Source organism: Mesorhizobium loti (assembly GCF_003148495.1).
Taxonomy (GTDB): domain Bacteria; phylum Pseudomonadota; class Alphaproteobacteria; order Rhizobiales; family Rhizobiaceae; genus Mesorhizobium; species Mesorhizobium loti.
This window is the reverse complement of record NZ_QGGH01000005.1, coordinates 69,985-83,136: the sequence shown is the minus strand read 5'-3', so window position 1 is coordinate 83,136 and position 13,152 is coordinate 69,985. Positions and strand designations below refer to the sequence as shown.

The 13,152-nt window shown below is 65.8% G+C and carries 6 protein-coding genes; all 6 read left to right on the top strand.

Going from position 1 to position 13,152, the window contains the following annotated elements; genetic code table 11:
* The first annotated feature begins 80 nt into the window (after window positions 1–80).
* The gene (gene ahcY / locus C8D77_RS20110) at window positions 81–1,481 is read left to right on the top strand and encodes an adenosylhomocysteinase (protein WP_109666963.1); all 1,401 of its coding nucleotides are present in this window, start codon (window positions 81–83) and stop codon (window positions 1,479–1,481) included.
* 198 nt (window positions 1,482–1,679) lie between these two features.
* Window positions 1,680–4,235 carry a sensor histidine kinase gene (locus tag C8D77_RS20105; RefSeq protein WP_109666961.1) on the top strand — a complete coding sequence of 852 codons (2,556 nt, stop codon included), beginning with the start codon at window positions 1,680–1,682 and terminating at the stop codon, window positions 4,233–4,235.
* An 8-nt stretch (window positions 4,236–4,243) separates the two neighbouring features.
* Window positions 4,244–5,755: a tRNA (adenosine(37)-N6)-threonylcarbamoyltransferase complex ATPase subunit type 1 TsaE gene (gene tsaE, locus C8D77_RS20100; protein WP_109666958.1), complete on the top strand. Its 1,512-nt coding sequence runs from the start codon at window positions 4,244–4,246 to the stop codon at window positions 5,753–5,755.
* Entirely contained in the window at window positions 5,752–6,480 is a 729-nt protein-coding gene (locus tag C8D77_RS20095) for a nucleotidyltransferase family protein (protein ID WP_109666956.1), read from the top strand. Before tsaE ends, C8D77_RS20095 begins: the two co-directional genes overlap by 4 nt.
* Complete coding sequence (gene addB, locus C8D77_RS20090; protein ID WP_109666954.1) at window positions 6,477–9,611, top strand: double-strand break repair protein AddB; 3,135 nt, start codon at window positions 6,477–6,479, stop codon at window positions 9,609–9,611. Before C8D77_RS20095 ends, addB begins: the two co-directional genes overlap by 4 nt.
* Window positions 9,608–13,126, top strand: coding sequence for a double-strand break repair helicase AddA (gene addA, locus C8D77_RS20085; protein ID WP_109666952.1), 3,519 nt, complete (start codon window positions 9,608–9,610; stop codon window positions 13,124–13,126). Before addB ends, addA begins: the two co-directional genes overlap by 4 nt.
* Window positions 13,127–13,152 lie beyond the last annotated feature (26 nt).

The window sequence follows — 13,152 nt, the reverse complement described above, 5'->3', positions numbered from 1 at the left end:
TTCGCGCCCTTTGACGCGCCGACCGGCGCGGGCGCATCCGCAACCAATTCGCAGCACAACATTCGCATCGGAGCACTGCCATGACGGGTAGCAAGGACTATGTGGTCGCCGACATCTCGCTTGCCGGCTGGGGCCGCAAGGAACTCGATATCGCCGAAACCGAAATGCCGGGCCTTATGGCCTGCCGTGAGGAATTCGGTGCCAAGAAGCCGCTCAAGGGCGCGCGCATCACCGGCTCGCTGCACATGACGATCCAGACGGCGGTGCTGATCGAGACGCTGAAGGCGCTCGGCGCCGATATCCGCTGGGCCTCCTGCAACATCTTCTCGACCCAGGATCACGCGGCCGCGGCCATCGCCGAAGCCGGCATCCCGGTGTTCGCCGTCAAGGGCGAGTCGCTCGAGGAGTATTGGGACTACACCGACAAGATCTTCCAGTGGGCCGACGGCGGCCTCTCCAACATGATCCTCGATGATGGTGGCGACGCCACCATGTACATCCTGATCGGCGCCCGCGCCGAGGCTGGCGAGGACGTGCTGTCCAACCCGCAGAGCGAGGAAGAGGAATACTTCTACGCCCAGGTCAAGAAGCGCCTGAAGGCTTCGCCCGGCTTCTTTACCAAGCAGAAGGCGGCGATCCGCGGCGTCACCGAAGAGACGACCACCGGCGTCAACCGGCTCTACCAGCTGCAGAAGAAGGGCCTGCTGCCCTTTCCCGCCATCAACGTCAACGACTCGGTCACCAAGTCGAAGTTCGACAACAAATATGGCTGCAAGGAATCGCTGGTCGACGGTATCCGCCGTGGCACCGACACGATGATGGCCGGCAAGGTCGCGGTCGTCTGCGGCTATGGCGACGTCGGCAAGGGCTCGTCGGCCTCGCTCAAGGGCGCCGGCGCCCGCGTCAAGGTCACCGAGGTCGATCCGATCTGCGCCCTGCAGGCGGCCATGGACGGTTTTGAGGTCGTCACGCTGGAAGATGCGGCACCCACCGCCGACATCGTCATCACCACCACCGGCAACAAGGATGTCGTCACTCTTGACCATATGCGTTCGATGAAGGACATGGTGATCGTCGGCAACATCGGCCACTTCGACAACGAGATCCAGGTGGCGTCGCTGCGCAACCTGAAATGGACCAACGTCAAGCCGCAGGTCGACATGATCACCTTCCCGGACGGCAAGCGGATGATCCTTTTGTCGGAAGGCCGGCTGCTCAATCTCGGCAACGCCACCGGCCACCCGAGCTTCGTGATGTCGGCATCCTTCACCAACCAGGTGCTGGCCCAGATCGAGCTGTACACCAAGCCCGGCCAGTACGAGAATCAGGTCTATGTGCTGCCCAAGCATCTCGACGAAAAGGTCGCACGCCTGCATCTCGACAAGCTCGGCGCCCGCCTGACCGAATTGTCGGGTGAGCAGGCCGCCTATATCGGCGTCACGCCGCAGGGCCCGTTCAAGCCGGAACACTACCGCTATTAACCAAAGCTAAAATTACTACCAGATATTGAGGCCGGGCGATTGACTTTTCGCCCGGCTTTATTTTTGCGCGCAATCGCCTTCACGGCGATTCGGCGAGGGGTTATTGTCAGGTGATTCGCGACGCTTCCATCCCGAGAGGGCTCAAGAGAGGTGCGCATCAGGGCGGTCTTGCATTCAGGCGGCGGAGAGGACCAAGACATGCCGGGGCAACACCCGCACAGAGCGGGACGGGCCGTTTCCGGCGGCCATGACGATTCGGGGATCACCAGCTCCGCTTTGCAAAGCGGAAGCCTGTCGTGGCGCGCCCGCGCGTCAATCTTCCTTGCCACCTCCGCGCTGGCCGGTCCCTTGGCTGGTGCTGCCGCGCATGCCGAAACCGCTGCTGCCGCGGTCGCCGGATTTTCGGTGAGCACCGTCGAGGTCATGCAGCTTGCCGTGTTTGTCGGCGTCACGGGTGCCGCACTTCTGTCGGCCATCGTTCTCATCCGCGAAAGAGCCCGCACCTCGACCGAGAATATCGAACTCAGGAGCCGCCTCGCCGACATCAACGCGGCGCTCCGCCGCTCGGAGGCGCTGCTCAATCTGCGCGACCAGCGCGTGGTCGTCTGGGCCGCGGAAAACAAGAAGCCCGAACTCATCGGCACATTGCCTGTCGAAAGCGGCGCTCCGGAGGACCGGGCCGCTTTCCTCGCTTTCGGCCGCTGGCTGATGCCGCGTTCGGCGGCAGCACTTGAACATGCCGTTGCGGGATTGCGCGAGAAGGCGAAACCCTTCGACCTCGTCATCGAATCGCAGGCCGGCGCGCCGCTCGAAGTGCATGGCCGCAAGAGCGCGGCGCATGTGCTCGTGCGTTTCGTCTCGCTCTCGGAGACGCAGCGCAGCCAGGCAAGGCTGAAGATCGAGAACCAGCGGCTGGCCGCCGACCACGACACGATGATCGGCTTCCTCGACGCGCTGAATATGCCGGCATGGCTTCGCAGTGAGGATGGGCGGCTGAAGTGGGTCAACCGGGCCTATGCCGATGGGGTCGAAGCTGAAAATGCCGAAGCCGCGGTTCGGGAGGCGAAAGAATTCCTCGGCGGCCAGGCACGCGATGCGATCGCCGCCCAGCACAAGACGCATCCGGTTTTCGAGCAGTCGCTTTCCACCGTGATCGGAGGTGACCGCCGTGTGTTTGCGGTCACCGATTTCGCCGGCAGCGATGGCTCGGCCGGCCTTGCCTGCGACACCAGCGCCATCGAGGCGGTTCGCGGCGAATACGAACGGACCGTCAGGAGCCACGCCGACACGCTCGACCAGCTCAACACGGCGGTCGCCATTTTCGACACCGACGAGAAGCTGCGGTTCTTCAACCAGGCCTTCCAGAAACTATGGGGTCTCGACGCAGGCTTCCTGCACAGCGCTCCCGACAATGCCTTGCTACTCGACCGGCTGCGCAGCGATGGCAAGATCGCCGAGCAACCTGAATGGCGCCGCTGGAAGGAAGGCCTGCTCGGCGCCTATCGCGCAGTCGAGTCGCAGGAACATTGGTGGCATTTGCCGGACGGCAAGACCATCCGCGTCGTCGCCAACCCGCAGCCCAAGGGCGGCGTGACCTGGGTGTTCGAGAACCTGACCGAGAAGATGGACCTCGAGAGCCGCTACCAGACAGCGGTGCGGGTCCAGGGCGAGACGCTCGACAATCTTGCCGAAGGCGTGGCGGTGTTCGGCCCCGACGGCAGGCTCCGGCTGTCGAATCCCGCCTTCGCCACGCTCTGGGGGTTGAGCGGCGAGGCGGCCAAGCCCAACGTCCATGTGTCCACGATCCGCGACCTTTGCGACCGGCAGGCGGTGGATAGTCCCTGGCCAGGCTTCGTTGCCGCCATCACCGGCTTCGACGACGAGCGCCGCGACCGCCACGGCCAGACCGAGCTCAACAACGGAAATGTGCTGAGCTACGCCATCATCCCGCTACCCAATGGGCAAGTGATGATGACCTTTGTCGACGTCACCGACAGCGTCAATGTCGAACGGGCGCTGAAGGACAAGAACGAGGCGCTGCAAAAATCCGATCAGCTCAAGAACGAATTCGTCCAGCACGTCTCCTACGAATTGCGCTCGCCGCTGACCAACATCATCGGCTTCACCGAATTGCTGTCGCAGCCCACGACCGGTCCGCTGACGCAGAAGCAGCGTGAATATGTCGAGCATGTCAGCTCGTCCTCTTCGGTCCTGCTCACCATCGTCAACGACATCCTCGACCTGGCGACGGTGGACGCCGGTATCATGCAGCTCGACATTTCCGAGGTGCACGTCGATCGCACCATCGCGGCCGCGGCCGAACTGGTGGCCGACCGGCTGGAAGAGCATTCGATCAGGCTCGAGGTCGACGCCGCTGCCGCACCGAAGACGTTTCACGGCGATGAGATCCGCGTCCGCCAGATCCTCTACAACCTGCTCAGCAACGCCGCTAACTATGCGCCGGAAGCCAGCACCATCCGGCTCACTTGCCGCCATCTGGCGGACGGGGTCGAATTCTCGGTTCATGACGACGGTCCGGGCATGCCGCCGGACCTGCTCGATTCGGTGTTCCGCCGTTTCGAGCCGCGCGCCAATGGTGGCCGCCGGCGCGGCGCCGGTCTTGGTCTGTCGATCGTCAAGAGCTTTGTCGAGCTGCATGGCGGCAGCGTTCGCATCGAAACCGGCAAGGACAAGGGCACGACCGTCATCTGCACCTTTCCCGACATGCCGGGCATCCGCGCCGCGGCCGAGTAGCGCGCTCGATGACGGGATTGCTGCTGGAGCGTTCACTCGCCGACGAGACACAGACAGCACGGCTGGGCGAAGATCTGGCGCTGTCGCTGCGCCCGGGTGATGTGCTTGCCCTCAAGGGCGATCTCGGCGCCGGCAAGTCGACGCTGGCACGGGCCTTGATCAGGGCCTTGGCCGACGATGCCGGCCTCGATGTGCCGAGCCCGACCTTCACACTGGTGCAGAGCTACGACACCCGCGTCCCGGTCCATCATTTCGATCTCTACCGCCTGTCCTCGGCGGCCGAGCTCGATGAGCTTGGGTTCGACGAAGCCCTGACGCAAGGCGCTGCTTTGGTCGAATGGCCGGAACGGGCGGAGGCCTATCTGCCGAAAACCACGGTCCTGATCGAACTCGTCGAGCATGGCGACGGCCGGTTGGCGAGATTGTCGGGGCAGGGCGCTGCCTTCGATTGTGCGGCGCGGTCGCTGGCCATGCGCGACTTTCTCGGGAGCACAGGCTGGGGGGAAGCGCAGCGCCGCCACTTCATCGGCGATGCTTCGGCCCGCTCCTATGAGATCGTTTCGCTGCCGGACCAGAAGCCTCAAGTGTTGATGAACTCGCCACGGCTGGTGCTCGGCCCGCCGGTTCGCGACGGCAAGCCCTATGCCGAGATCGCGCACACCGCCCAGTCGGTCTCCGCCTTCGTCGCCATCGACCGCGCCTTGAAAGCCGGCGGGGTCAGCGTTCCGGAAATCCATGCCGAGGACCAGGAGCAGGGGTTCCTGCTGCTCGAACATCTTGGTTCGGAAGGGTTTCTCGGCGGCGATGGCCAGCCGCTGGCCGAGCGCTACGCGGCGGCGGCCGAGCTGCTGGCCATGATGCATGGCAGGACCTGGCCGCGGCGCCTGGAAACAGGGTTGGGCGGCTTCCACGACGTCCCGCCTTTCGACCGCGACGCCATGATGATCGAAGCCGACCTGCTGGTCGACTGGTACGTGCCGGCGATATCGGGCAGCCCGGCAAGCGACAGCTTGCGCGCCGGCTACCACAAGGAATGGAACGCGCTTCTCGACCGGCTGCAAGGCCGCGAAGTCACACTCATGCTGCGTGATTTCCATTCGCCCAACATCATCTGGCGCGGCGATCGCTCCGGCCACGATCGGCTGGGCATCGTCGATTTCCAGGATGCGCTGATCGGCCCGTCCGCCTATGACGTCGCCTCGCTCGCCATGGACGCTCGCGTGACGATGTCGCCCGAGATCGAGAAGGAGACACTCGATGCCTATGTCGCCGCGCGCCACGCAGCCGGCGCTTTCGACGAAGCAAGCTTCCTGGAATCCTACGCCATCATGGCGGCGCAGCGAAACTCCAAGATACTCGGCATCTTCGTCCGCCTCGAAGAGCGCGACGGCAAGCCCTATTATCTGAAGCACCTGCCGCGCATTCGCGATTATCTGCGCCGGGCCTTGTCTCATCCGGCGCTGGCAAGCCTGCGGGATTTCTACAATGCCAACGGTTTGCTGGAGGAGCGAACGCTGTGACAGCAAGACCGGACAATGCCATCGTACTTGCCGCCGGGCTTGGCAAACGCATGCGGCCGATCACCGACACCATTCCCAAGCCGCTGGTCAGGATCGCCGGCAAGACGTTGCTCGACTGGAGCCTCGACAGCCTGGCCGCCGCCGGTGTCACCAAGGCAGTCGTCAACGTCCATTACTTTCCCGAACAGATCGTCGCCCATGTCGCCGCGCGCCGCGCGCCACGGATCGTCATCTCCGATGAGAGCGAACAACTGCTCGATTCCGCGGGCGGCATCGTCAAGGCGTTGCCGGAATTGGGCGAGCAGCCCTTCTACATCCTCAACGCCGACACGTTCTGGATCGACGATGGTCCCCTCAATCTCCAGCGTCTCGCCCTTGCATGGGACGCGGCGAAAATGGATATTCTGCTGATGCTGGCGGATCTCCATCAGGCGACCGGACACTGCGGCAGCACCGATTTCCTGGTGGAGCCGGATGGCGGCTTGCGGCGCTCAAAGGGGGATCCGGCGGGCCTGATTTACGCCGGCGCGGCGATTATCCATCCGCGCCTGTTCAAGGACGCGCCGGCCGGGCCGCACTCGCTCAACGCCTATTTCGATTCGACCATTGCCGCAGGGCGCCTGTTCGGCATGCCGATGCATGGCCATTGGATCACCGTCGGTACGCCCGACGCCGTTGCGCTCGCGGAAGCGGCGGTCGCCGGCGCACTGACCGAGTCGCAATGAGCGGCTCAAGCCGCGTTTTCTCAATTCCCCCCGGAGCGCCGTTTCTGCCGACGCTTGCTGAGGCGCTGCTTGCCGGCCGCCTTGTTCCGGGGTTTCGCTTTGATGGCGATCCGCTCGCTTTGGCCGATGTCACCATCTATGTGCCGACGCGCCGTGCCGCGCGTGCCTTGCGAGGTGTCTTCGTCGACAGCCTGGCTGCGCGCGGCGGCGGCGGTTCGGCGATCCTGCCGGTCATCCGCCCACTCGGCGAGTTCGATGAGGATGAGGCCGCATTCGAGACTGAGGCATCGGCAGCCATCGATCTCGCACCGCCGATCGCGGCAACCGAACGCCTGTTGCTGCTGACGCCGCTGGTGCGCGCCTGGAAACGCCGGCTGCCGGCACATGTCGCCGCCCTTTTTGCCGAGGAGATCGTCATCCCGGCCTCCACCGCCGACGCGATCTGGCTGGCGCGCGATCTCGCCCGGCTGATGGACGAGATCGAGACGGAGGGCACCGACTGGGCCAAGCTCACCGGTCTGGTGACCGGCAACCTTGCCGGATGGTGGCAGGTAACGCTCGAATTCCTCGGCATCGTCACCGACGCCTGGCCGAAATTCCTTGAAGGGAGCGACCGCTCCAATCCCGCCGCGCATCGCAGCGCGCTGATCCGAGCCGAGGCGGCGCGGCTGCAGCGCAATCCGCCGACCGGCCCGGTCATCGCCGCGGGCTCGACCGGCTCGATACCGGCCACGGCCGAGCTGCTTGCCGCGATCGCGCGCTTGCCCGGCGGTGCCATCGTGCTGCCCGGTCTCGACCGGACGCTGGACGAAGCGTCCTTCCAGGCAATCGCGGCGCCAGGTGCGCGTCCGGCCGTGCTTGGCCACCCGCAATATGGCCTCGCCAGGCTGATCGCCAAGATCGGCGTGCTGCGCGGCGATGTCGAGGAGATCGGCGCGGGCGAACCGCAACTTGCGCTTCGCGCCGCCCTTGTCGGCGAAGCATTGCGGCCGGCCGAGACCACCGAACTCTGGGCTGAGACGCGTGCCGGGTTCCCGGCATCCGACATTACCGGCGCCTTCGCCGAAGTGACCTTGCTGGAAGCCGCCAGCGAGCGCGATGAAGCCGTCGCCATCGCCGTCGCGCTCAAGCGCGCGGTCGAACAACCCGGCCAAAGGGCGGCTCTCGTCACCGGCGACCGCGCACTGGCGCGGCGCGTCTCGATCGAGCTCCAGCGCTTCGGCGTCGTCGCCGACGATTCCGGTGGCACGCCGCTCGCCAACACCCCGCCGGCCAGCCTGCTCAGGCTGGCACTCGAGGCGTTGTTCCGGCCAGGCGATCCGGTTGGCCTGTTGTCGCTGCTCAAGCATCCGCTGCTTGGCCTCGGCCTCGAACGGGCTGATGTGCGCCACGCGGCGGAACTGGTCGAACTGGTGGCGCTGCGCGGCGGCACTGGCCGCCCCGACATCGTTTCGCTGCCGGAACTGTTCGAGGCCCGCCTCACCGGCCTCGGCAGCGGCAGCCGGCCGCCCTTCTGGTTTTCCTGGTTGACCGTGCGCTCCATCGAAAGCGCGCGGAGTTTGCTCGAACGTCTCAAACAAGCGCTGGCGCCGCTCGCGGCTTTCCGTGGCCAGGCGGACGCCGACCTTGCCGCGCTGGTCAGGGCCAGCGTCGTCGCACTCGAAAATCTCGGCCGTACCGCCGATGGCGGCCTTGGCGAACTCTATGCCGGTGACGCCGGTGAAAAGCTTGCCGAACTGCTGCGCGGGCTGGTCGCGGCTTCGGCGCCCTTGTCGTTCGCGGGCAATGAGTGGCCCGACGTGATGGCGGCGCTGATCGCGGCCGAAACGGTCAAGCCGGCGCAAGGCACCGACAGGAACATCGCCATCTGGGGCGCGCTGGAAGCCCGGTTGCAGACCGTCGATACGCTGGTCATCGGTGGCCTCAACGAGGGCGTATGGCCGCGCAAGCCGGAGAGCGACCGCTTCATGTCGCGGCTGATGAAGACCGGTATCGATCTCGAACCGCCCGAGCGTCGTATCGGCCTTGCCGCGCATGATTTCCAGATGGCCATGGGCGCCAGGAAGGTGGTGCTGGCCCGCTCGGCACGCGCCGGCGACGCCCCCGCCGTGCCGTCACGCTGGCTGCAGCGGCTGCTCACCTTCATCGGCAACGACCAGGCGGCGGCGCTGCGCCTGCGTGGCGACGAATTGCTCGCCTGGGCACGCTCTCTCGATGCCGGCCCGAGACAGGATTTCGCGCCGCGGCCGCAGCCCAAACCGCCACTGTCGGTGCGCCCAGGCCATTTCTCGGTCACCGAGATCGAGACCCTGCGCCGTGACCCCTACGCCGTCTATGCAAGACGGATCCTTGGCCTGATGCCGCTCGATCCGGTCATTCGCGACCCCGGTGCGGCCGAGCGCGGCACGCTGTTTCACGCCATCCTGCACCTGTTCTCGGCGCGCGTCGCCGATCCGCGCGCGCTCGATGCACTCGCCGGCCTCATCGCCGCCGGCCGCGCCTGTTTTGCCGAAGCCGCACTTCCGGCTGATGTCGAGGCGGTGTGGTGGCCGCGCTTCGAGAAACTCGCCGCCAACATCATCGAGTGGGAGCGCACGCGCGCCGACGCGGTGATCCGGCGGCACGCCGAGGAGCGCGCCGGAAAGACCGTCGTCGGTCAGTCAGGCGTGACGCTGTCCGGCTACGCCGACCGCGTCGATCTTCTGGCCGGCGGCATGGCCGACATATTGGACTACAAGACCGGCTCCTCGCCGTCCAAGGCGCAGGCGCACACGCTGCTGGCGCCGCAGCTGGCGCTGGAGGGTGCGCTGCTCAGGCGCGGCGCCTTCAAGGATCTGGGCGCGCGCGAGCCCTCGCAACTGGCTTTCGTGCGATTGAAGCCGAATGGCGAGGTGTTCGAGGAATCGATCCTCGAACACAATCGCCAACCGCGAACCGCCACTGATCTTGCCGAAGAGGCCTGGGCGCGGCTGGAAAAGCTGTTGATCCACTATGCCGACCCGGCGACCGGATACCTGTCGCGCGCGCTGCCGTTTCGCGAAGGCGAGACCGATGGCGACTACGACCATCTTGCCCGCGTGCTTGAATGGTCGGCAGGCGGCGATGCCGGTGATGAGGGAGGGGAGGCATGAAGAAGGCCTATCCCATCCCCAGCGATACCGCGACCAGCCAAGCCCGCGCCGCCGATCCTGGCAATTCCGCCTGGGTGTCGGCGAATGCCGGCTCCGGCAAGACCCATGTGCTGGCCCAGCGCGTCATCCGGCTGCTGCTGCGCGGTACTGACCCGTCGAAGATACTATGTCTGACCTATACGCGCGCCGCTGCAGCCAACATGTCCAACCGGGTGTTCTCGACACTGTCGGAATGGACGACGCTCGGTGACGCGGACCTTGCGGCAAAGGTCGAGGCGCTGGAAGGCCGCCGGCCCGATCTCGAGACCATGCGCCGGGCGCGGCGCCTGTTCGCCGAGGCGCTGGAAACACCCGGCGGGCTGAAGATCCAGACCATCCACGCCTTCTGCGAATCGGTGCTGCACCAGTTCCCGCTGGAAGCCAACATCCCGGCCCATTTCGAGATGCTCGACGGCCAGATGGAGGCATCGCTGTTTGCCGCGGCGCGCCGCGACATGATCTCCGGCACAGCCGCCGGCGAAAAGGATCTGACCGAGGCCTTTGCCACCATTCTCGACCGTGGCGGCGAAGCCGGGCTCGACGCCTTGCTGGGCGAGATCGTGCGCAAGCGCGACGGCCTGCGCAATTTCATCGACGCCGTCGGACGCGACGGCACGCGCTTCCAGGCCCTGTTTGATGAGTTCGATTTCCGCCCCGGCCAGACCGCCGAGGGCATCGCGGCGTCGGTGTGGCCGTTGCCGGGTTTCCTGCCGGACTATTTTGCCGGCTTCGCTCAGGCCGCAGAAGCCACTGATGCCAGATCGGTGCTGAACAACATCCTGCCCTATGCGCGCCAGGCTTTCGCCGAGGGCGATCCCATTCGCCGCCTGCAACTGCTGGCGCGAGCATTCCTCAAGACCGATGGCGATGCCTACGACCCGGCAAAGGCCTTCAAGAAGGCTCTGGTCGACAGGCTGCCGGATCTGGCGGATCGTTATCTCTCGGCGACCAAAGCCATCATCGAAACAGTCGACCGGTTGGCCCTGTTCAGGATGCTGGAAGGCACACGCGCCGCGCTGACCATCGCCGACTGGCTGATCGCCCGCTACGAGGTGCTGAAGCGCAGCCGCGGCTTTCTCGACTTCAACGATCTGATCACCCGCACCGTCAACCTGCTGGCGCGGCCTGACGCCGGCCCCTGGGTGCAATACAAGCTCGACCAGGGCATCGATCATATCCTGCTCGACGAGGCGCAGGACACCAGCCCGGATCAATGGGAAGTGGTGAAGCGCCTGGCGGAAGAATTCTTTGCCGGCTTCGGCGCCCGCGACAGGGTCCATCGCACGGTCTTCGCCGTTGGTGACGAGAAGCAGTCGATCTATTCGTTCCAGGGTGCCGCCCCGGACTCCTTCGCCGACAGCCGGCTGTTGTTTGCGGGACGATTGCGTGACGCCGAGGCGTCCTTTGCCGACCTCAAGCTGACCTGGTCGTTCCGCTCGACCGACGACGTTCTGACCGCGGTCGACCGCGTCTTTGCCGACGCAAGCGTGCGGCGCGGCATCAGCCATGATCCCGATCCGCTGCGCCACCAGGCGATCCGCACCGATGCGCCAGGCTATGTCGAGGTGTGGCCGTCGGTCGGCGCCGATGTCGTCGATGAGCCCGACGACTGGACGCAAGCCATCGACCATGCGCATGCGCCGGCGGTGCGCGTTGCCGAGAATGTCGCCGCTACCATTGCCGGCTGGATCGGCACCGGCGAGATCATCGAAGGCCGTGGCAAGCGGTTGCGGCCGGGCGACGTGCTGGTGCTGGTGCGCAAGCGCGATCGCTTTGTCCATGCGCTGACCCGGGCGCTCAAACGCCGCGACATTCCGGTTGCCGGCGCCGACCGGTTGAGCCTGCCAGGCCATATCGCGGTCAAGGACCTGATCGCGCTCGGTCATCTCCTCATCCAGCCGCAGGACGATCTGTCGCTCGCCGCCGTGCTGCGCAGCCCGATCTTCGATCTGCCTGAAGAGATGCTTTTCGAGCTCGCGGCGGAGAGGCCGCCGGGCCTGTCGCTGGTCGCATCGCTGCGCGCTCATGCCGACGAAAGCGAGCGCCTGGCGGCGGTCGTCGCCCGGCTCGATACCTGGACTGATGAAGCCGCCTTCAAGCCGGTGTTCGAGTTCTATGCCGCCCTGCTGGCGCGCGATGGCGTGCGCCGCAAGATGATCGCGCGGCTTGGCCCTGAAGCCGGCGACATTCTCGACGAGTTCCTCAGTTTCTGCCTTGCCGAGGAGCAAACCGGCCTGCCGGGGCTGGAAGCCTTCCTGTCGACGCTGGAAAACGCAGGTCCCGAGATCAAGCGCGAGATGGACCAGACCCGTGACGAGGTTCGGGTCATGACCGTGCACGCCGCCAAGGGCCTGGAAGCGCCGGTCGTGTTCCTGGTCGATGGTGGTTCGGCCCCGTTCAGCGATCAGCATCTGCCGCGCCTGATGCCCTTCGATAGCTCCGGCGCATATTGGGACGGCAAGGGCTATCTCTGGCGCTCGGCCAGCGATGTTGCCAACGGCTTTTCCAAAGCAGCAGCAGCGCGGGCCCGAGAACTCGCCGACGACGAATACCGCCGGCTGCTCTATGTCGGCATGACCCGTGCCGAGGACCGGCTGATTGTCTGCGGCTATCACGGCAAGCGGGCGCCGAACGCCGGCACCTGGCACTCGATCGTCAGCCGTGCGCTGATCGGCGCTCCTGAAAGCGAGCAGCGTCCGCATCCCGCCGGCGGTGAGCCGGTGCATCGCTTCCACGTGACCAAGCTGCCGCCCGTCGCGCCAAGCTCTGCTGAGCAGGTACGGCAGGCCGATGCTTTCGGGCCATTGCCGGTGGGCCTGTTCCGGCCCCTGCCGCCTTTCGAGGATTTGCCGCGTCCGCTGTCGCCATCCGGCGCCTCGGCGCTGATCGACGAAGGCAAGGAAGCCGTGGTCGACAAGGCGTCGCCGGTGCTGGACGCCGATGCCGAGCCGGGCTTTGCGGTGCTGCGTGGACTTGCCCTGCACAAACTGCTGCAGATGTTGCCTGGCATTGCCGAGCCCGAACGCGCGGGCGCGGCGGAGCGCTATCTCTTGCGAACGGGCGCGGGCTGGCCTGCGTCAGAGCGTGAAAAGGCCCTGGCGTCGGTCACATCCATCCTTGCGGATCCCGGCTTCGGTCAGCTGTTTGCACCGTCGTCACGTGCCGAGGTCGCGATCATGGGCAGCCTGGAGGTCAAGGGCGAAAAGCGCTCGATTTCCGGCAAGATCGACCGGTTGGCGGTGACGTCGGACACGGTCTCGATCGTCGACTACAAGACCAACCGGCCGGCGCCCGCCACTCTGGCCGAAGTTCCGCCGGCATACCTGCTCCAGCTCGCGCTCTATCGCGCCTTGCTGCAACCGCTCTATCCCGGCCGCACGGTCAAGGCGGCCTTGCTGTTCACCGAGGCGCCGCGGCTGATCGAACTGCCGGCCGGTGCCATGGATGACGCCCTTGCTCGACTCACGGGAGCGTGACACAACACCTGCTTGAAGAAGGGCAC